The 21047-nt window shown below is 38.1% G+C and carries 22 protein-coding genes; 8 read left to right on the top strand and 14 right to left on the bottom strand.

The window, feature by feature from the left end; translation table 11 throughout:
- Window positions 1-7: 7 nt before the first annotated feature.
- The gene (locus tag G8E00_RS06415; protein WP_166222811.1) at window positions 8-1267 is read right to left on the bottom strand and encodes a putative DNA modification/repair radical SAM protein; all 1260 of its coding nucleotides are present in this window, start codon (window positions 1265-1267) and stop codon (window positions 8-10) included.
- 283 nt (window positions 1268-1550) lie between these two features.
- Here G8E00_RS06415 and G8E00_RS06410 point away from each other — a divergent pair, with 283 nt between their 5' ends.
- The gene (locus G8E00_RS06410) at window positions 1551-2600 is read left to right on the top strand and encodes an NAD(P)H-dependent flavin oxidoreductase (RefSeq protein ID WP_166222807.1); all 1050 of its coding nucleotides are present in this window, start codon (window positions 1551-1553) and stop codon (window positions 2598-2600) included.
- A gap of 117 nt (window positions 2601-2717) precedes the next feature.
- Here G8E00_RS06410 and G8E00_RS06405 read toward each other — a convergent pair whose 3' ends face one another.
- Together G8E00_RS06405 and dusB are read right to left on the bottom strand one after the other, a co-directional pair.
- On the bottom strand, window positions 2718-3227 hold the full coding sequence (locus G8E00_RS06405; RefSeq protein WP_166222804.1) for a DinB family protein: 510 nt from the start codon (window positions 3225-3227) through the stop codon (window positions 2718-2720).
- Between the two features lie 82 nt (window positions 3228-3309).
- Window positions 3310-4335 (bottom strand): tRNA dihydrouridine synthase DusB, encoded by a 1026-nt coding sequence (gene dusB, locus G8E00_RS06400; RefSeq protein WP_166222801.1) that lies wholly within the window; start codon window positions 4333-4335, stop codon window positions 3310-3312.
- 82 nt (window positions 4336-4417) lie between these two features.
- Here dusB and G8E00_RS06395 point away from each other — a divergent pair, with 82 nt between their 5' ends.
- Together G8E00_RS06395 and G8E00_RS06390 are read left to right on the top strand one after the other, a co-directional pair.
- Window positions 4418-5626, top strand: a complete 1209-nt coding sequence (locus G8E00_RS06395; RefSeq protein WP_166222798.1) for a DUF1615 family protein — start codon at window positions 4418-4420, stop codon at window positions 5624-5626.
- On the top strand, window positions 5593-6240 hold the full coding sequence (locus G8E00_RS06390) for an HAD-IB family hydrolase (RefSeq protein WP_166222795.1): 648 nt from the start codon (window positions 5593-5595) through the stop codon (window positions 6238-6240). The genes G8E00_RS06395 and G8E00_RS06390 overlap by 34 nt, the downstream gene beginning before the upstream one ends.
- Window positions 6241-6394: 154 nt before the next feature.
- Here the strand turns inward: G8E00_RS06390 and G8E00_RS06385 are convergent, their stop codons facing one another.
- Window positions 6395-7309, bottom strand: a complete 915-nt coding sequence (locus G8E00_RS06385; protein ID WP_166222792.1) for an aspartyl/asparaginyl beta-hydroxylase domain-containing protein — start codon at window positions 7307-7309, stop codon at window positions 6395-6397.
- Window positions 7310-7551: 242 nt separating this feature from the next.
- On the opposite strand from G8E00_RS06385, the gene G8E00_RS16485 reads away from it, so the two are divergent.
- Window positions 7552-7683 carry a hypothetical protein gene (locus G8E00_RS16485; RefSeq protein ID WP_264821401.1) on the top strand — a complete coding sequence of 44 codons (132 nt, stop codon included), beginning with the start codon at window positions 7552-7554 and terminating at the stop codon, window positions 7681-7683.
- A gap of 5 nt (window positions 7684-7688) precedes the next feature.
- On the opposite strand, the gene G8E00_RS06380 is transcribed toward G8E00_RS16485, so the two are convergent.
- The 3 genes from G8E00_RS06380 to cgtA form a co-directional block, all read right to left on the bottom strand.
- Window positions 7689-8363 (bottom strand): hypothetical protein, encoded by a 675-nt coding sequence (locus tag G8E00_RS06380; RefSeq protein WP_166011358.1) that lies wholly within the window; start codon window positions 8361-8363, stop codon window positions 7689-7691.
- Window positions 8364-8542: 179 nt separating this feature from the next.
- Window positions 8543-9676 (bottom strand): glutamate 5-kinase, encoded by a 1134-nt coding sequence (gene proB, locus G8E00_RS06375; RefSeq protein WP_166011360.1) that lies wholly within the window; start codon window positions 9674-9676, stop codon window positions 8543-8545.
- Window positions 9677-9705: 29 nt separating this feature from the next.
- Window positions 9706-10920 (bottom strand): Obg family GTPase CgtA, encoded by a 1215-nt coding sequence (cgtA, locus tag G8E00_RS06370; RefSeq protein WP_166011363.1) that lies wholly within the window; start codon window positions 10918-10920, stop codon window positions 9706-9708.
- Between the two features lie 240 nt (window positions 10921-11160).
- Here cgtA and G8E00_RS06365 point away from each other — a divergent pair, with 240 nt between their 5' ends.
- Window positions 11161-12348, top strand: a complete 1188-nt coding sequence (locus G8E00_RS06365) for an MFS transporter (RefSeq protein ID WP_166222789.1) — start codon at window positions 11161-11163, stop codon at window positions 12346-12348.
- Between the two features lie 78 nt (window positions 12349-12426).
- Here G8E00_RS06365 and G8E00_RS06360 read toward each other — a convergent pair whose 3' ends face one another.
- Window positions 12427-13017 carry a cold shock domain-containing protein gene (locus G8E00_RS06360; protein WP_166222786.1) on the bottom strand — a complete coding sequence of 197 codons (591 nt, stop codon included), beginning with the start codon at window positions 13015-13017 and terminating at the stop codon, window positions 12427-12429.
- A gap of 118 nt (window positions 13018-13135) precedes the next feature.
- Here G8E00_RS06360 and G8E00_RS06355 point away from each other — a divergent pair, with 118 nt between their 5' ends.
- Window positions 13136-14005, top strand: a complete 870-nt coding sequence (locus G8E00_RS06355; RefSeq protein ID WP_166222783.1) for an IS982 family transposase — start codon at window positions 13136-13138, stop codon at window positions 14003-14005.
- 163 nt (window positions 14006-14168) lie between these two features.
- Here G8E00_RS06355 and G8E00_RS06350 read toward each other — a convergent pair whose 3' ends face one another.
- Window positions 14169-14537 carry a winged helix-turn-helix transcriptional regulator gene (locus tag G8E00_RS06350; protein ID WP_166011367.1) on the bottom strand — a complete coding sequence of 123 codons (369 nt, stop codon included), beginning with the start codon at window positions 14535-14537 and terminating at the stop codon, window positions 14169-14171.
- 128 nt (window positions 14538-14665) lie between these two features.
- Here G8E00_RS06350 and G8E00_RS06345 point away from each other — a divergent pair, with 128 nt between their 5' ends.
- Window positions 14666-15523: an SDR family oxidoreductase gene (locus G8E00_RS06345; RefSeq protein ID WP_166222780.1), complete on the top strand. Its 858-nt coding sequence runs from the start codon at window positions 14666-14668 to the stop codon at window positions 15521-15523.
- 85 nt (window positions 15524-15608) lie between these two features.
- On the opposite strand, the gene G8E00_RS06340 is transcribed toward G8E00_RS06345, so the two are convergent.
- Together G8E00_RS06340 and G8E00_RS06335 are read right to left on the bottom strand one after the other, a co-directional pair.
- Window positions 15609-16289, bottom strand: coding sequence for a hypothetical protein (locus G8E00_RS06340; protein WP_166222777.1), 681 nt, complete (start codon window positions 16287-16289; stop codon window positions 15609-15611).
- The gene (locus G8E00_RS06335; RefSeq protein ID WP_406741455.1) at window positions 16286-17038 is read right to left on the bottom strand and encodes an MFS transporter; all 753 of its coding nucleotides are present in this window, start codon (window positions 17036-17038) and stop codon (window positions 16286-16288) included. The genes G8E00_RS06340 and G8E00_RS06335 overlap by 4 nt, the downstream gene beginning before the upstream one ends.
- Window positions 17039-17249: 211 nt before the next feature.
- Here G8E00_RS06335 and G8E00_RS06330 point away from each other — a divergent pair, with 211 nt between their 5' ends.
- On the top strand, window positions 17250-17513 hold the full coding sequence (locus tag G8E00_RS06330) for a hypothetical protein (protein ID WP_166222748.1): 264 nt from the start codon (window positions 17250-17252) through the stop codon (window positions 17511-17513).
- 27 nt (window positions 17514-17540) lie between these two features.
- On the opposite strand, the gene G8E00_RS06325 is transcribed toward G8E00_RS06330, so the two are convergent.
- The 3 genes from G8E00_RS06325 to G8E00_RS06315 form a co-directional block, all read right to left on the bottom strand.
- Complete coding sequence (locus tag G8E00_RS06325; RefSeq protein WP_166222746.1) at window positions 17541-18998, bottom strand: glyceraldehyde-3-phosphate dehydrogenase; 1458 nt, start codon at window positions 18996-18998, stop codon at window positions 17541-17543.
- Window positions 18999-19341: 343 nt separating this feature from the next.
- Window positions 19342-20280 carry an EamA family transporter RarD gene (gene rarD, locus G8E00_RS06320; protein WP_166222743.1) on the bottom strand — a complete coding sequence of 313 codons (939 nt, stop codon included), beginning with the start codon at window positions 20278-20280 and terminating at the stop codon, window positions 19342-19344.
- A 166-nt stretch (window positions 20281-20446) separates the two neighbouring features.
- Window positions 20447-21043 (bottom strand): lipocalin family protein, encoded by a 597-nt coding sequence (locus tag G8E00_RS06315; protein WP_166011382.1) that lies wholly within the window; start codon window positions 21041-21043, stop codon window positions 20447-20449.
- Window positions 21044-21047 lie beyond the last annotated feature (4 nt).

The raw sequence follows: 21047 nt of genomic DNA, 5'->3' as shown, positions 1-21047 counted from the left end.
AAGTACCTTAAAAACCGAACCCAAGCTGAGGTGACAACTGCTGTTGATATTTGGATTGACCACTTTGCAGGATTTGCTGGCGAATTTGGCTTGGTAACTGATCTTTTAAAAATTGCGGAGAATCTGCACACCGAATAAAATGTTGTGCGCGATTATATGCCACGCCCATACGTTTCAATTGATCGATATGAATTCTGCCAAAACGACGTGCATGGACAATTTTTTTTGCTGAACGCACACCAATCCCCGGCACTCGTAAAATCATACGATAGTCTGCTCGGTTAATATCGACAGGAAATTGTTCTGGATGACGTAGCGCCCAACCCAGTTTCGGATCTACGTCTAAATCCAAATTTGGATGACGATCATCCACAATTTCATTCGCTTCGAATCCATAAAAACGCATGAGCCAGTCTGATTGATAGAGACGGTTTTCTCGTAGTAACGGCGGTGCTGAACCCACGGCTGGCAAAGCTTTCTCTTCAGGGTTTATCGGAATATATCCTGAGTAATAAACACGTTTCAGCTTAAATTCTTTGTAATGACGATCTGCCATTAAAATCACGTCTTTGTCGGTTTCGTGATGTGCCCCCACCACCATTTGTGTGGTTTGCCCTGCTGGGACAAATTTAGGTACAGATTTAATCAATTTACTTTCATCTTTTAGCTGAATCAAGCGATCACGTACGATGCCCAAATCTTTTTGCACTTCTTGATGGGTCTTTTCAGGCGCAAATTTTTTTAAACCCTCTTCTGTTGGCATTTCCAAATTAATACTCATGCGGTCGGCATACAAACCTGCCTCATGGATAATTTCTGGTGAGGCCCCAGGAATGGTTTTTAAATGGATATAACCATTAAAATTTTCTTCAAGGCGTAATTTTTTCACGACTTGCAGCATTCGTTCCATGGTGTAATCTGCTGATTTAAAAATTCCAGAACTTAAAAACAAGCCTTCAATATAATTACGACGGTAAAAATTAATGGTTAAATCCACCACTTCCTGCACCGTAAATGCCGCACGTTTGACATCATTGGAACGGCGTGACACGCAATAAGAACAGTCGTAAATACAGACATTTGACAATAGAATTTTGAGTAAGGAAACACAGCGCCCATCTTCAGTATAGCTATGGCAAATACCCGAACCTGTATTGCCCAAGCCCTTGTCTTTATTTTTACGGTTGCTCCCACTCGATGAACAAGACACATCGTACTTGGCAGCATCAGCTAAAATTTGCAATTTTTCACGGATACGATCTGACATATGACTCACCTAGATGTTCAATGATGCATGTGGAGGGCTTTTTGAATGACTATTATAAATCTCTAAGTAATCTTTGAAGATTTTTTCATCATTAATGCGACATGGCTTGTCGTTTAAAACCAGATTCCTCCATCATGGATCGGATATGATCATTAAGAGATGTTTTGCCTATTAAAAAAACATTCATGAAAGTTCAATGAATTATTTTCCGACAAAATGATGAGTATAATTTGCCAAGTGCATAAAGCTTAGGCACATTGGTAGTAAATCAAGGAGCCTAGATATGTCAGTCAAAGAATTACTCAGCATCGATTACAATATTTTCCTTGCCCCGATGGCTGGGGTATCCACACCAGAGCTGGCTGCTGAAGTGTCTAATCATGGTGGTCTTGGTTCATTGGGCTTAGGTGCATCAACTGTAGAAGATGCACGTCAACAAATTTTAAAAACACAAAGTTTGACCGATAAAAGCTTTCAGGTAAATTTCTTTTGCCACGAAACTGTCCAGCCAGATAATGATAAAAACCAGCAATGGATTGAGTATTTAAGACCTCAATTTGAACGATTTGGTGCAACACTGCCTACAGAACTCAAATGTATCTATCCAAGTTTTAAAGATAATGATGATTTTCTAAATTTGATTTTAGAAACCAAACCTAAAGCGGTCAGTTTTCATTTTGGTTTACCGCATGCACATCAAATTGATGCACTCAAAAAAGCAGGGATTGTGACCATGGTGTCTGCGACCAATATCAATGAGGCTCGTGCAATTCAAAATGCAGGAATTGATATTGTCATTGCCCAAGGCATTGAAGCAGGCGGTCATCGTGGGACATTTAATCCAAGTATTGATTCCTGTATTTCTACTGTAAATTTGGTGAAACTTTTTAAAACAGAAATTGAGATTCCGATTGTGGCTGCAGGCGGTATTATGAATGGCTTCCAAGCGCAGCATTTCATTAATTTAGGTGCAAGTGCCGTTCAATTGGGTACTGCCTTTGTGCAGTGCAAATCGTCTGGTGCCAATGCGGCCTATCGCAAAGCCTTATTTAGCAAGCAACCCCTCACCCAAATTACATCCAGTATTTCAGGTCGTCCTGCGCGTGGATTACAGAATCATTGGGCAAAAGACATTGATGTTCCTGAACGTGTTCCCGTTGCGCCCTATCCTTATGCCTATGATTTGGCAAAACAACTCAATAGTCTTGCCTCACAACAGGGTGATACAGACTATGGCGCATTTTGGGCAGGTTCCAATGTAGGACAAATTCGTGAACTCGACGCTGAGGAATTGATTTTACAGTTACGTGCTGAAATGCATGAATACGATTAAATGTCATCAATTAGATTGAATGCAGTTTAAAATACAAAACCCTCTGAATCTAAAGAGGGTTTTTCACTTGAAAACTGAAACCATTTTCTCAATAGCAAGGTCTTGCGACTGAATGAATTATTGATGACGATGTTGTTCAGCCAACATATACACCATATCCAGTTCTGGACACTCATGTCCTAAATACGTCATGGCAGCTGTAATTTGCCCACGATGATGTGTACCATGATTAAACACATGCATGAGTGTGGGTGTAAAAGCTAAAGTTAAGGCTTCACCATTCCCACGTCGATAATGTAGTAACTCGTGTAAACGCTCAGCATTTAAATTTTGAATAAAGTCAATCCACAATGGCGCACGGTCTAACAGTGCTTGAATGCATTTTTGAGGGTCTGGCTCGATCAGGCTATCGAGTGCATAGCGATTTGAAACACCATCTTTAAATCTGGGATACCACAGATAATGCTCACCCAATAACAGATGATTGAGTGTGCCATGAATACTTTTAAAATGTAGTCCCACATCTTGAAGCAACGCTTCATCAGTCAATTGATTCAAATGTTTGGCTAAGCGTTGAGTCGCCCAAACATTGTAATTCGCGAGAAATAGCAGATTTTGCCGATTCATAAGATTTTCTTTTTATAGAGGAATACAACAAGATTAGCAAAATCTGTAACGATTGAAATTAATTATAATAAATTCACTCGATTTATTTGGTTTCCAACAAATTCACCTGTTCAACTTGAACATCAGACATGGTTAAACCATGATCAAGTAGTTGATTAAAATAATCTTCTACCACTTTAGCCTGTTCAATGGTGCTTTCAACCTTATACATATTTTGACGGAATTCATTGCTTGAGCGTAAACCTTTGGTGTACCAAGCAATATGTTTACGTGCAATACGACAACCTGAATATTCACCATAGAACTGATACAACTCGGAAAGATGCCCAAGTAATACGTCTTTCACTTCTTGAATATTTGGAGCAGCCAAGTGTTTACCCGTTTTCAGATAATGTGCAATTTCACGAAAAATCCAAGGACGACCTTGTGCTGCGCGTCCAATCATCACTGCGTCTGCACCCGTATAATCCAGTACATATTTGGCTTTTTCAGGACTATCTATATCTCCATTGGCAATCACTGGAATACTGAGCATTGATTTGACGTCTTTAATCAGCGCATAGCGTGCGGTATTTAAATACATGTCTTCACGAGTACGACCATGTAAAGCGAGCGCCGCAATGCCTGCTTCTTCAGCACGTTTCGCTACACGCATGATATTTTCATGACCATTTAAATAGCCCAAACGGGTTTTTAGAGTCACAGGAACATCAACCGCAGCAACAACAGCATCTAAAATACGTGCCACTAAATCTTCATCTTTGAGTAGTGCCGAACCCGCCAGTTTGTTGCAGACTTTTTTGGCAGGACAGCCCATATTAATGTCGACAATTTGCGCCCCATTTGAAACCTGATAACGTGCGGCTTCTGCTAAATCGTGAGGATCTGAACCTGCAATTTGTGCAGAAATAGGGGCAAGTTCTCCATCAAAATTGGCACGATATAAGCTTTTTTTACTCATACGTAAAGTCTGATCAGAGGTCATCATTTCACTGACCGCATGCCCTGCACCAAAGTATTTGCATAGCGTTCTGAACGGACGATCAGTTACACCTGCCATAGGTGCCACAATTAAATTATTTGACAGTTGATACGGACCAATATACATATATATTCATACAATTTTCGACCAGCGTAGTATACTGCATACCACACATTGTCTCATCCATTTCTATGCGTGTTTTCAACATATGAAAAAAACTGTGCGTTCTAAACATCTTTTTCGTTCAGCATGTTTAATTGCTTTAGCCTCGAGTTTAACCGCTTGTGGAGATGGATCATGGTTTGCAAGCGACAATGAACCACAACTCGATAGTGATCAAATTCGTAAGTTGATTCCTTCACGTGTCAATGATCGTAAATCATGGGCTCAAGATATTTTCGATATTACCGACGAACTTAATATTAGTCGTAATAAAGAAAACGTGTGCTCAATTATTGCTGTGGTTGATCAAGAATCTAATTTTATTGCCAATCCGAATGTGCCTGGTTTGGGTGAAAAAGCAGTGAAAGAAGTCAGCACCCGCTTAAAAGAAAAATTTGAGGATAAATTGGGTGAAACCTTAGGTGGGCCAATTGCCGATTATTTCCAAGAGGTTTTAAAAAATCAGCCTTCACCTGAAGACAATTATTTAAAACAAATGCGCAAGGTCAAAAATGAAAAAGAACTTGACGAGCTGTATCGTGAAATCTTTGCCTATATGTCCAAGCATTATCATGTGAGTGCACTCACAGGTGCTGCCAAACTGGTCGGTCAAGATTTTGCGGAAAAATTAAATCCGATTACCACTTTGGGTTCCATGCAGGTTCATATTAACTATGCCTTGGACAATAAGCGTAGTCGCATGAGTACCAATGAAGTTCGGGATGATTTATATACTGAATATGGTGGTTTGTATTATGGTATTCATCGTTTAATGATGTACCCTGCTGACTATGACAAACCGATTTATCGTTTTGCTGACTATAACTCTGGGATGTATTCGAGTCGTAACGCTGCATTTCAAAAGATGATTGCTAAAATTACAGACAAAGAACTTGATCTGGATGGTGACTTATTATCCTATGATAAAAAAGGCAATCCCCGTCCGACAATGACTGATACTGAAAAAGCGTTGATTGGTCTTTTTTCGCAAAAAAATGTTTTGATTACGCCAAAACAATTACGTGGTGATTTGAAAGAAGAGAAAAATCCAGATTTTGAAAAAACCAAAACCTATAAAGCTGTGGCAGAACTTTACACGCAAGTTACAAGCAAAGACCCAATTTATGCGATTATGCCTGAAGTGGTGATTTCTGGACCAAAATTAAGTCGTGACTACAATACCAACTGGTATGCAAGCCGCGTCAACGGACGATATGAAAAATGCATGCGCCAAGCAAAACGCATAAAAATTTAGCGTTATTTGACTTTGATGGAACCCTGTGTCGTAAAGATAGTTTCACAGGTTTCATTTTTTATGCATTAAAAAAGCGACACATCGTAAAGCAAGGCATTAAACTTCTCCCGTGGATTCAGGCTTATTATTTAAATATCTACCCTGCGGATTCTATGCGGATTAAGTTGTTTAAACATATGTTTGGCGATATGTATGCGCATGATATCCGTAAACTTGCACATGACTATGCTCAAATTTTAATGGTGTCTTTTGATCAATCTATTCATCAACAATTAATTCAGCATCAAAAAAATGGTGATGATGTGGTGATTGTCTCTGCATCTATTGATTTGTATTTAAATGACATCGCGAAGAAATTGAATGTTGACTTGATTTGTACCCATACTGAAATTTTGGATGATCATTTTACGGGAATGTATAGCACTCTGGATTGTAGTTCTGATCAGAAAAGGATTCGAATTTTAGAAAAGTATAATTTAGATGATTATGAATCTGTTTATGCTTATGGAAATTCTAAGGAAGACTTAGCTATGTTTTCACTGGCAGATCATACTTATATGGTTGGTGCGGATCAAGAATTGCCTAGAATTCGGAATAAAAGAAAGCTCGCATAATTGAGCTTTCTTTCAACCCAGAGATTGGTAATTCAATTTTAGTAAAGGATCAAAATTGTGCAATCTTTCCATTAAAACTGTACATAATGCTTGCACTTTCTATCAAGCAATGACTCAGAAATACATACACTCATCCCACACTATAATCATGATTTTAGAAGAAGTAAGGTCTCACAAAAATCAGTAATACTGCTGCGATTATCAGTAACCATTTCAGTACATAGTACAAAGGACGATTCGATTTTTTTAATGCCTTCACTTGGAGTCGGACAAGTTGTGCATAACCATAGAGTTTATTGATGCGCCCTGTACCATCTCCCACCTCGTTTGGTGAGCTTGCTGCAGTCATGACATGACGCCCGAACCAATGATTAAACTTCTCTGCCCATGCATTCGTTAGTGGTCGCTCAACATCGCAAAATAGAATAATACGGTTTTGATCAGTCGCATTTTCAGCAGAATGCACAAACGTTTCGTCAAACACAACGCTTTTGCCGTCTCTCCATGAGTGTCGTTGACCATCAACTTCAATATAACAACGGTCATCGTTTGGAGTAATTAACCCTAAATGGTAACGCAATGAACCAGCGAAGGGATCGCGATGTGGATTGAGATGGCTATGCGGCGCAAGTTCAGCAAACATTGCAGCTTTAATGCTTGGCAAGGTTTTCAGTAACGCAGTCGTTTTTGGGCAAAGCTCTGCCGCTGAAGGATGTGCTGATTCATACCATTTTAAATAAAAACGTTTCCACCCTGTTTTAAAAAATGAGTTAAATCCGACATCATTGTCTGAACTTGCCGCTTTGATTGCCCCTTGTTCATAGAGTTTTTGCGCTTCAGTACGAATCATTTCCCAATTTTCATCCAAGACTTTGAGGTCTTTAAAATATTGACTATCAATAAATGGTTGATTCGGTACTTTGGAAAAGATGTACATTAAAAAATTGATTGGGGCGAACAATGTGGAGTGATTAAAGATTTGCCGATACAGTGATAGTCTCTTTTTACCTCGAAAATGAGTATACAAAGAAGTTAATAAAAAAATCGCCAAAATGATCCACTTAAACATTACTCTATTTTCCGTTGTTGAATTTGATCTTGATCCAAACTTTGGGTTTGATGGCCTTACTTCAAATCAAGATTCATGCGCCTGATGTACTGATCATTTCAGAATGATGGATCGGTTTGATCCTTTACAGGAGCTTTGTTGCTTCAAATTATAATTATATGCCAAGACGATAAACAACTTTGAATAAAGTTTCTATTAAGATGCAGTTATCAATGGTCTTTCTGGATTATTAGTGTTCATTGATGGAATCCAATACACAACAAAAGCAGATCATACTTATGGTTGATGAGGATATGGATTGGCCTAAAGTTCAAAATAATAAAAAAGCTCGCTTAAGCGAGCCTGAAATAAAATATCAAAATTTTCAAATATAAGTAAATTACTTATTAAAATTTCTAATAACTCTATATGTAATCTTCTGATTATTTGCATCTAAAATTTCCAATAGAGCACCTTTATACCCTATTTCGAAAGAATCATTTAAATCATATTCGACATCATTATTAAATGCAGGACGAGCAAGATTACTTGAAAACTCCCTATATCCAATATTTATTTTTTGCCCAACTTTACCACTATAGATAAGTGTCTGTTGAAAAGAATTATCTGAAGCAACACCTACTACACTTGTTTTAGCCTGATGTTGATTCGTACAATTTTTTGCATTCAATACTGATACAACACATAATTTGCCATCAGCACTTAACATCAGTGCTTTAATAGGATCAGCCAACGGATTTTTTTGAACATTTCCACCATTTTCAATTTGGTTAAATGCTGAATAGAATATGCCCTGATTGCTCTGACCAGTTTTTAAATAATTACCAGGTGTAAGTGAATAAAACATATTTACTTTAGTAGGTGAATCTACTCTTAACACTTCTCTATCGGTAAATACCCCTTGCTCTAACATCTTATCACCAACATAGGCTGTATTGATTGAGCCTATAGGAGGTTTACTCATTTGCTTTGACTGAGCTTGATAGTTATATACTGGTGTTGCACAACCAGTTAAAAATGATACAACTAAAATGACCCCAATTTTTTTTTGCATTTCCATCTCAACTTACATTAATACAAACAATTAATATTTATACAATTATTAAATTATATTACTTTCTGCAAATTAATTAATCAAACATTTTACGTTGTAGTAAATATGACTATTGGTAATTTTCATAAATAAAAAAGCTAGATTAATTTAATCTAGCTTTTTTATTACTGATTAGTAAATCAATAAATCGCCATATGGTTTCGATGAATCATCTCTAGAGAACGTGCTTCGCCTAAAACTTGATGCACTTTGTCAGAAGACAAACCTTTGACCAGTTCAGCCGAACGCGAACTAAAGTTCACACGTCCTACTGCAACACGCCCACCGTCTTTATCAACACACTCAACCACATCACCACGTTCAAAATGCCCTTCAACCGCCTTAACACCCACAGGCAATAAACTTCGGTGGTTCTCTTTAATGGCTTTCACTGCACCATCATCAATCACCAAACGACCTGCAGTTTGTAAATGCGCTGCTAACCACTGCTGATGTGCGGTCATGCGGTCATTGTCAGTAATAAACAGTGTCCCTAACATCTCGCCCGCCATGAGACGTGCAAGCACATTGTCACTATCACCACTGGCAATCAGTGTTGGACAACCTGATTTCGCAGCCAGTCGAGCAGCACGAACCTTGGTCAACATACCACCACGACCAAACTTACCGCCACCACCAGCCATGTCAAACAGACTTTCATCTAAAGCACGAACCGTCGAGAACAATTTCGCATTCGGATTTGAGCGTGGGTCTGAGTCAAACATGCCTTGCTGATCTGTCAAAATAATCAACAAATCTGCATGAACCTGACCTGCCACCATGGCAGCAAGTGTGTCATTGTCACCAAAGCGAATTTCATCGGTCGACACCGTGTCATTCTCATTGATCACTGGAATCACACGCCAATCGATTAAATGTTGCAAAGCATCACATGAGTTTAAATATCGACGACGATCTGCCAAATCATCATGAGTTAATAAGACTTGCGCAGTTTGAATGTCATGACTTAACAAAACACTCGACCACGTTTGAATTAAACCCATTTGACCAATGGCAGCGCATGCCTGAAGACTGGGAAGATCTGTGGGTCGGCTATCGAGCTTCATCCGAACCATACCTTCAGCCACAGCACCTGATGACACCAGAATAATCTCGTGTCCTGCATTGTGTAGATCTGCAATTTGATTCGCCCAATGCGAAATTGCGTCTAAATCTAAACCTTGCCCATTTGCTGTGAGTAAAGATGATCCGATTTTAACAACGATTCTTTTACAATCCTTGAGCTGACGTTGCCCATCTTCCACTTCTATCATCTTGTCCTCAGTTGCACTTCTATCAAAGATTAGCGTACGTAGTACACTTCTGCTTCGCCATCGTCGCCATCATCATCTTCGTCGTCATCGCCCAACATACCTTCTAGACGTTGTTTACGACGCATCTCACGATACGCTTCTTTAGCAGCAATCGTTTGTTCACGAGTTTCAGCTTCAAGCTGATCACGGAATGCTTTCATTTCTGCTGCATATTCAGGATCTTCAAGCTCACGCTCACGTTGCTCTTCGAGCTGATCCATTAAATAGTACACAACTTCTTTGGTACCTTCTGACATTAAGCCAGAAGTTCTAAATACAGGACCTTCCCATTGAAGTTCGTTCAAAATGTGCTGACACCATTCTTCACGAGAGTCTTCTTCAATTTGATCAAGTTTGTTTAAAACCAAAACAACTGGAAGTTTTGACAATGTCGGAGAGAATTTTTTCAGTTCTTCAGTAATGGCTTTCGCATTATATGCAGGATCTGAACCATCAATCGGTTGAACATCGACAATGTGCAATAAAATACGGGTACGTGCCAAATGCTTTAAGAATCGAATTCCTAGACCTGCACCATCCGATGCACCTTCAATCAGTCCTGGAATATCCGCCATGACAAATGAACGATGGCTGTCTGCATCCACCACACCAAGGTTTGGTACCATGGTGGTAAATGGATAGTCTGCAACTTTTGGTTTAGCAGCAGATACTGCACGAATAAAGGTCGATTTACCCGCATTCGGCATACCCAGTAAGCCCACATCCGCAAGAACTTTAAGTTCTAAACGAATCTCGCGATATTCGCCTTTAGCACCATGTGTGCATTTACGTGGTGAACGGTTAGTTGATGATTTAAAGTGTGTATTACCTAAACCACCTTCACCACCCGCTGCCACAAGAACACGTTGACCGTCTTGAATCAGATCCCCGATGATATCGCCTGATTCTGTATCTACAATGGTTGTTCCCACTGGAACGAGTAACACGGTATCTTCACCGCCACGACCTGAGCAGTTTGCGCCACGACCATTTTTAGCACGTTCCGCACGGAAACGACGTGTATAACGATAATCTACTAATGTACTGGTGTCGTTATCGGCTTGAACATAGACGTTACCACCACGACCACCATCACCACCATCTGGACCACCAAATGGTACGAATTTTTCACGGCGAAAACTGGCTACGCCATTGCCACCGTCGCCAGCCTCTACGGTAATGACTGCTTCATCAACAAAGCGCATGCTGCCAATCCTCTAAATACTTTAAAACCGCATATTCTGCCATATTTTAAAGAATTTCTCGACTATATTTGTTCACTATTCCATGAAGACCATTCACTTTCTTTATATTTCGATCGATTACGGACAAATAAATCACAATATATAGATATAAACACTTAGATCATTGTTTTTAGTTATTTTTGAAATTTGAATTCGATACCTATAGTAGTATGCAACAAAATATTCAGTAAAGTTATTCACATGGAAAGGAATCCGTCATTTGCTTTGTCTACACAATTCATTTTACTCATGGCAGTGGCATGTGGTCTTTGTGCAGGGTCAGCATATTTTAACCAGCCCTTAATTTATTCCATCGCAAAAAGTTTAAGCATAACACCCAGTCAAGCCGGTTTTGCCGTTGTACTCGCCCAAGTCGGCTACGGGTTGGGCTTGATACTTTTGGTTCCCTTAGGTGATTTACTCAATAAACGCAGACTCATTGTCAGCTTAATGGTTTTGGCTGGCATATCTCAAATTTTACTTTCCTTCAGTACGACATTAGCTGCACTGTATTTCTTTACCCTTTGTGCAACATTCGGGGCAATTTCAGCTCAAGTCCTCATTCCCTTTGCTTCATCAATCAGCCCGCCTGAATCTAGTGCTGCAATCATTGGTAGACTTATGAGCGGTTTAGTCATGGGAATTATCTTATCCCGTACATTCGCAGGCTTTGTTTCGACCTATTGGTCATGGGAAGGTGTTTATATAAGTAGCGGAATCATTACTCTGCTATTTGCAACGTTAATGTGGCGTAAACTTCCCAACACCGCCCCCCAATCAGGCTTAAATATTGTCAGTATTTATCAATCACTCTTTAAAATTGCACGACATAATCCGCATTTAATTCGTCGTGCTTGTGCAGGTGCGCTTGGCTTTGGCATTTTATCCATGGTCTTTACTTCAATGACCTTCGTTTTAGGTTCAGCACCTTATTTTTTCAATGATTTTGAAATTGGGTTATTTGGTTTGCTCGGTATTATTGGAATTTATTCTTCGAGTTGGTCAGGTAAGACCGTAGGCATTGGCAAAGAAAATTTTGTTGCAAAACTTTGTGTTACATTGATGTTATTTTCTTGCATACCGCTATTTTTTGCACAGCAAAATATTTGGATTTATGCGGTTGGCGTTTTAATGAGTTACTTCGGTTTAACTGCATTCCACGTCTTAAATCAGAACTTAGTATACCGTATAGATGCTAAAGCCAGATCACGTATTAATGCTGTTTATATGACCATCTATTTCTCAGGCGCCGCACTCGGTTCACTCGGTGCTGTATATGCATGGGAACATTACCAATGGATCGGTTGCGTCGTACTCGGTTTATTCTTTTCGATTGGTATTTTACTAATCGATCGCTTAGATTTTTGGAAGATGAATCAGAAGATATAAAGCTTTATCGACAGATAAAAGTCGAAAAATATCCTTGAATCTTTCGACTTTTAAACAATATAGATGCGATATCTCCATTTAACGAAATTGACTCTCACATGGGTCCCCATCCCCATCGCCATCCATACGAGTGCCAGGACAATTATTAATAAAGAATAAAGCCTCATCACGGGATTTCATTTGACTACAATGTATACGTCCATCACAACTGAAATGTGAATTTGTAACATTATCACTTGCAGAAGAAACAATACTTACTGATTCAGATGTCTGCCATTTCAACTTTTGTCTTTTATAAATTTTTGATATATAAGGAACAATTAATGCAAAAAAAATAACAATAATAACAACACCAGATAGTAAATCCCAAAAATTAAAACTCTTTGATGGTGTATTTTTTTTAATACGTTTTTTTGAATAAGTTAAAGGTGTATTTATATTTGAGCTTTCTTTAACCTTCATATCTAAACGAATTATATTTTCTGCTTTGGCTTTACCACTATTATCATGAGATATTCTGAACTTAAGTTTCTCACCAACTCTTGGTTGAATATGTCTATGAGGAAAATCTTTAATATGGAAAAATAAATCTTTCTGTTGATTTTCAACCTGAATAAAACCAAAACCTCTATCTTCGTTATATGCTTTTACAACGCCTTCACAAAACATCAGACTATCTTTAATTATTCATAAATAACCCGAATCGCGGATAAGAAATTGACTTGAAAAATAGAAGGACTAGAGCCATCAGTTGAGTTACCACACCAAACTCACAACCCTAGTCCTAATGTTCAATAGTACCGAATTATTCTGCTTAATTGATGACTTTTTTCTACAATTTGAAGCAACTTATTGGAAATTTCTCAAGCAAGATGGCAAACTTTCAAGAATCCGAGTTGCTCAACTCAGTCTTTCAGAAATTATCTTTATTGCTATTTGGTATAAATCCTCTCATTTCACTAATTTCAAAGCCTTTTTCACTTGGTTAAAAGAAGATAAAAGCTATTTATTTAAATACTTGCCTTGCTATCAAAGGATGATTCATCTGATCAATATGCACCAATTGGCTCTACACGCTTTGCATGTGGCGCTGATGAAAGGTCAAGAAACACAATATTTATGGATTGATTCAACAACTCTTCCAGTTTGTAAAAATCAACGTATTCAACGCCATAAATCATTAGTCCAAATTGCATCACGCGGTAGAAGCTCAATGGGCTGGTTCTATGGCTGTAAATTACATATTGCGATGAATCAATTTGGTGAAATTACCTGTTCTGCTTTATCGAATGGACATGTTGCTGACATAAAAATGGTTGAGCAATTAGTTGATGGCCTAAAAGGAAAAATTTACGGGGATCGAGGCTACATCAGCCAAGAATTAAAGCGCAGGCTGCAATTTCAAAGTATTGATTTAATTACTTATCATCGGAGGAACATGGAATCTGTTCAACTCAGTGCATCAGATGAATATCACCTAAGGCAACGCAATAAGATAGAAACATTATTCAGCTTATTGAAAGGGCAATATCATTTAGTGACGAGTAAAGCACGTAGTACTTATGGATTTCTCAGCGGAATTTATGCTTCGTTATGTGCATATCAATTAACCCATCGAAATAAGCCAACGATTCAAATTATGGAGTCATCGGCTTAAGCAGGATTCGGGTTAAATAAATAATTATATAGTAAACATGCTTAAACTTAATACAATTTTTTTTAAAATATTAATATTTACCAATACTTTACAACATACATTACCTTTAAGAAAAACTTCAATAGAAATAATATTGGTTTCAAATAAATTTATAAATTAAGATCTAAAATTTTTTATTTTCCATAATTTCAGGCAAATTCCGCTCGATCCATTCAATTAAATTCACCAACTTGCTGGCTGCTTGTGATCCTAAGATCGTCAACTGATATTCTACTTTGGGTGGCACAACGGGATACACTGTACGAATAATAAAACCATCCGCTTCCAACGTTTTTAACGTCTGAGCGAGCATTTTTTCGCTGACCCCTTCTATACGCTGACGCAATTCACTAAAGCGATGTACACCTTCGCTTAAACAACGCAAAACCAGCACAGACCATTTGGTGGTTAAATGCTCTAGAATTTCACGTGATGGACACTGATTGGACAGAACCTGTCCAAGCAAATCACTATTTGAATATTGACTGTTCAATTTCTCACTCCAAAATTTTTTTCAACTTTTTCATACTTACTTTTTGGTACGTACTTACATTTAGTAAGCTACTATACTATGATTTGTTCATCAAGTACACAAAACAATCAATTTAAAAGGTAAATATTATGAAAATTGCAATTACTGGTGCGACTGGGCAACTTGGACAACTTGTAATCGAATCATTATTAAAACAGACTCAAGCGCAAAATATTGTTGCTTTAGTGCGTGATTCAAATAAAGCAACTCAATTGATTCAACAAGGCGTTGAAATTCGCCATTTTGATTATGATCAACCTGAAAGCTTAGTACCTGCACTTAAAGGTATAGATAAATTACTTCTTATTTCTGCAAATGAAATTGGTCGCCGTACACCGCAACATAAAGCAGTGATTGAAGCTGCTCAACAGGCTCAAGTACCTTATATTGCTTATACCAGCTTACTTCGTGCAGACACCTCACCACTTGGTTTATCTCAAGAGCATCGTGAAACGGAAGCATTCATTCAAGCAAGTGGTTTAACGTATACCTTCTTGCGCAACAACTGGTACAACGAAAACTATCTTGCCAGCGTCGCACATGCAGTTGAAACTGGCATCTTGTATGGTGCTGCGGGGACTGGTCGTATCAGTTCAGCTGCGCGTCAAGACTATGCAGAAGCAGCTGCCAAAGTTTTGTTGTCGGATGATCATGATAATCAAACGTATGAGCTTGCGAGCTCAACCAGTTTCACTTTGGCAGATTTAGCATCATATATTTCGCAAGCATCTGGCAAAACAGTTCAATATCAAAACATCAGTGCTGAAGATTACACACAGGCACTCACTGCGGCTGGTCTTCCTGCAGGCTTGGTTGATGTTATCGTTGATGCAGATGTGCAAACACAAAAAGGCGCAATGTTTAGTGAGAGTAAAGATCTAGAAAACCTCATTGGTCGTGCAACGACTTCAATTCAAGATCAAGTTAAGGCTTCACTGCAAGCTTAAATTAAAGTTGTAATGACATTCAAAAATACATTAAAAAAATCCCTCAAATTGAGGGATTTTTTTAAATTTGAGATGATAAAAACAATTACGGTCGAATATTCCGTACTGGAAAATCCAAATCCATATCTAAATTGGCACGAGTCTCTCGCTCACGGTTGGTCATTGTGGCTCTAAACGTCGCAATGTTACGCATGGTCATCGGATCATTAATATTCAGCTCAGGTGCAAACTCATGTAACACATGCAATCGTACAGGTTCATCAAACTCAAAATACACAGGCCCATTAAACATAATCCGAATGGGAATGTTATAGGTTTTCTTTAAGTGAAATGGCACATCGAGTTGAATTGGAATCTCTAGTTTAAGCGGAAATTTGGGCAACAATTTACTTTGATAAATCAGATCTGTATCTGCTTCTAAAGGCAATACTTCATCAATTTTTATACTGGTTTGATAATCCACTGAAACTGAAACAGGCGTTTCAACATCAAAAGATAAATTTGCCAGATACTTACCTTTTAAAGGCAAAGTTAAATTTCGATCAATTTTAATTTTAGTATTTAAGCGACCTTGCGAATGTGCCTCTAGATAGTTTCCAACTTCGATTTTGGTGGGTAAAGATTGTGGCAATTGAATTTTGGTTTGTTGCGCTGACATATGTACAGACGCAATCAAATTCAGATACAACCAAAATCCGCATGCGATTAATAAAGTCACAATCATAAAGCTGATTACAAAAGTTTTGACTGAACGGAAGATGATCATTGCCCTTCCTTATTCGCTTTCCCTTGCCCATCAGCTGAAGCTTTATCACGACCTAAACTTAAACTATTCAGTGGAATTTTCATTTCACCTTGTGCAATTTTCACAGGAAGTGTGTTTTGCACATCTACTGAAGCTTTTAGTGCTGTTTTGATTGGAACATTTAAATGCCCCTCAATAGGAATATTGGTCTTTAAGGTTGCATTGAGTGGGATTTGCAGATTTTCTTTCAATTGCGTTTTTACAAGTGAGTTGAACTTTAAATGAATTTGTTGTTCTAAAGGTACATCAATGTGTATAGGTACATTCAGTCGGATTGGAATATCACCTTTTAGCGGCAAGGTAATATCCTTACCTAAGACCTTTACTTTCACCTTGGTATTTACAGGTAAAATCTGATCAATTTTTAGCTCTTCTCTCACAGGAATGGTGGTTTTGATAGGAACTTGATTATCAATATATACCCGTGGGTTCAGTGTCTGCTGAAGCGGAATATTTAAATTTTCATTGATTGGAATTTCAGCATTAACCCGACCTGTGACATCTACATCCAATGCATCATGAATTTGTACATTGGCTTGCAAAGGTTCTTGGAGATCAATCTTTACATTTTGATTTTCAAGTGGAATATAGATATTGAAATGCTTAAATACCCAAATGGCAATAAGTACACCACACAGGGTTGTCAGTATGATAAATGCTAGTCCACTCAGCATATACTTTGCTTGCAATATATTCTTCCTTAAATGCATTATTCTTTTATGACATTCTCTATTGTCACTTAATTATGCGATTTACTTTGCAATTTTATGTAAAATTAAATGATTTGAAACAATATAATAAAATTATGAAAAAACTGAATAACTTCATCTGTCATGACTTAATTAACATCACAGCTTATGTCCATACAAAATATAATTTAGAAAGTGCTGCAAATGAAGATGCTTTAGATTAGGTGGATCCATGACCTGCACACTGAAGGATGATCAATATCATTGGCCTCATATTTATTATTTAGCCAATCAAGCAATCGAAGATCGTGAAGATCTGATTTTCGATATGGATTATTTAGGTCGTGCCATACCCTTTAGCAAGAAATTTGAGTTAATTTATGAAAATTTAAGACAATCATCCCTAAATGCTCAACTCGATATTTCCCCTTTATTAAGAAGTGAATTATTTGAAATTGATTCAACAATTCAACGGCGAAAAAAAACCCAACATTAAGTTGGGTTTTTATAACTACTTTACAAATTAAGCATTTGTTTCAGCAGGAACTTTTGGATAGCTTACGCCGCCCATTTGTTCTGCAATACGTAATACTTGGCAGCTATAACCTACTTCGTTGTCATACCAAACGTATGCAGTTAAGCGGTTACCAGAAGTGATTGTTGCTTGCGCATCAAACACACCAGCAGTACGTGAACCAATAAAGTCAGAAGATACAACTTCAGTTGAATTTGTATAACCAATTTGACCTTGAAGGCTAGAGCTGATTGAAATTTGACGAATGTATTCATTCACTTCTTCACGATCAACTTCTTTATCTAAAGTTAAGTTTAGAATAGCAAGTGAAACGTTAGGTGTAGGAACACGTACAGAGTTTCCTGTCAATTTACCTTGAAGTGCTGGAAGTGCTTTAGCAACCGCTTTAGCAGCACCAGTTTCAGTGATGACCATGTTCAATGTTGCAGCACGACCACGACGATCCGCTTTATGGTAGTTGTCAATTAAGTTCTGGTCGTTTGTGAACGAGTGAACTGTTTCAACATGACCATTTAACACTGTGTATTTGTCATGCAATACTTTAAGTGTTGGCGTAATCGCATTTGTTGTACAGCTTGCAGCAGAGATGATTTTGTCTTCATCTAAGATGTCAGCTTGGTTCACACCAAATACAACGTTCTTCATATCACCCTTACCAGGTGCAGTTAAGATCACACGTGCAGCACCTGGGCATTTAAGGTGTTGAGCAAGACCTTCAGAATCACGCCATTTACCTGTGTTATCAATCACAAGTGCATTGTTGATACCGTAAGCTGTGTAATCCACTTCAGATGGATTTGAAGCGTAAATCACTTTGATGAAGTTACCATTTGCAATGATTGCTTCGTTCTCTTCATCAACAGAAATAGTTCCTGCAAAAGGACCATGAATAGAGTCACGACGTAAAAGCGAAGCACGTTTCTCTAAATCACCATCAGATGATTTACGTACAACAATCGCTTTAAGGTTTAAACCACGACCAAGACCAGATTGACCAATGATTAAACGAGCAAGGATACGACCGATACGACCGAAGCCATAAAGAACAACATCTTTATGTTCAACTGCAGTTGCATTGCCTTCTAAAGATTTAACTGCGTCAGCAACAAATGCGTCGATGTCGCCGCCTTTTTCTTTAAATTCAACCGCAAGTTTACCTAGATCAATTTCAGCAGAACCGATATTCGCAACTTTAGCCAATGCTTCAAGAATTGGGAAAGTATGAACAACTGAAAGCTCAACATCCATAACACGTGTACGGCGATGTGCTTTTAAAATTTGGATCACTGAACGGTTCACTAAAGAGCGTCCGAATACAGAAGTCACAATGTTCTTTTCACGATACAATTGACCAATTAACGCAATCATACGTTCCGCGATTTCTTCACGGTTTTTCCAGCGACCTTGGTGCTCTGCATGTAGGGCGATGATAGTCTCTTTGCTCACAGACACTTCCTCTAAATTGATATATCTAGGCGTAAATTTTAAACCCCATAATTGTAATGGAATTATCTTTGAGTTGAAATCAAAACTATATTTATTTTTATAAACGACGATAAAAGCCCTTACAAACTCAAACCAAGTCTTTGTTATTTATTATGATTAATCAGTTAAATATCTTCATTTCAAATATAAATAATAAGATTCAATCAATCCATTTTCAGTATTGAAGCGCATTAACCCACTTAAAATGACACAAATGATCAATATAAATCCAAAACTCAGTAACAAATGAAGATTTAAGCGATTTCGCTTGCTTTCAAAAGCACCATCTACATTAAAGCCAATATCAGTCCTGATTCTCGATTCGTTGTTTTGCTTTCATTGCATTGAGCTTCAATATTTCTTTTTTTTGACGTTGCTTCCACATATACACCACCCCTTCCATTACCAATAAACCTACAGCCAACCAAATTGGAATATAGGTCAACCACTCCCCCTCATCTACTCGCTCACCTAACATGATAGAAGCGAAGGCCAGCAATACGGGTTCCAAATAGCTGAGTAAACCAAAAATCACAAAAGGTAAAAAACGACTGGCTAAGATATAGCTTCCTAAGCCCAATGCACTTAAAAAACCTAAACCCAAGATGGCCCAAATTAAATGTGGGAAATGTTGAATAAGTGCAAATGAATTGTCATGAGTGAACGCTAAATAAAGCGCAACAGGAATAATCAGCAGCAAATCCCACCAAAAACCACCCAAATGATCCGTTTTAAATTTTCGTCTTAAAAAGAAATAAATTGGATAAGCCACAGCGACATAAGCAGTTTCCCAAGCGATAGTACCAATACGCCAAATTTCATGCCCAACACCGATGATCGCAAAAACCACTGCTGCAATCTGCCAAGCGGTCAGTTTTTCTTTATAGAGCAGACAACCGAACAGCACCATAACCAAAGGCAACAAAAAATACCCAAGGGATACTTCTAGCCCACGACCATTGATTGGTCCCCATAAAAATAACCACAGTTGCGTGGTGCAGAGTAACGAACTAAAAATAAGCCAAATTAAAAATGTGGGTTGTAGTCGAATACGTTGAAAAATTTCACGTACATATTTCAGATCACCCGACCACCACATAAATAACGTTAAAAAGGGTAAAGTCGACAACATTCGCCATGCAAATGTTTGCTCACTGTCCAGAGGCTGTAAAAATTGGGTATAAAAATATAAGACACCAAAAGTGACAGATGCCAAAACAGACAAAATAACGCCTTTAAACATCTTTCACCTCTAGATCTATTCAAACACGATTATATCGGGTATCTCATTTAAAAACCTCAATAAAGCATATTATTCACGTTATTTTTAAGCAACCATGAATCATCTGACAATAAAAAACCATGCCGAAGCATGGTGTTTTCGAACAACATTGGGTTAAAAGCAGTCGTTATTCTGCTGCTTTATCCGTTTGCTGGGTTTTAATGAGATCACTTAAATCATAACCCACAGATTTTGCGTAATTTAGGTATTCAGTGACCACTTGCTCGTCAGGATGTGGTGTACGAGACAATACCCACATATATTTACGTTTAGGCTCACCAACTAAGACAGTTTGATAATTTTCATCCAGTTTTAATACCCAGTAATCACCACGACCTACAGGCAACCAGCGAATCGCACTTGGCAAGAAGCTGACTTTTAATTTGCTATTCTGTGGCGCATTTTGTACAAATGCTTCACCCACCGATTGATTTAATTTTCCATCTTTTCCATAACAACGATTATCGACATCGACATTGCCATTTTCATTTAAGGTATACGTCGCTGTGACATCACGATCACATTTATTTTGGAAATAAAGTGGCTTACGTGCCACTTCGTACCATTTGCCTAGGTATTTATCCAGTTCAACTTTTTCAACAGTCGCTAGAGGCTCATTTTTAGCATATGCCATGGTCGCAGCACCCAAACCGACAAGTATTGCGCCGCCCGCTACGATTTTTGCAATGTTATATCCCGCTTTTGGAAGATTCTTCGCTGTCATAAAT

It is taken from the genome of Acinetobacter shaoyimingii (assembly GCF_011578045.1).
Taxonomy (GTDB): Bacteria; Pseudomonadota; Gammaproteobacteria; order Pseudomonadales; family Moraxellaceae; genus Acinetobacter; species Acinetobacter shaoyimingii.
The sequence above is the reverse complement of the archived record's forward strand: the minus strand, read 5'-3'. Positions and strand labels throughout refer to the sequence as shown.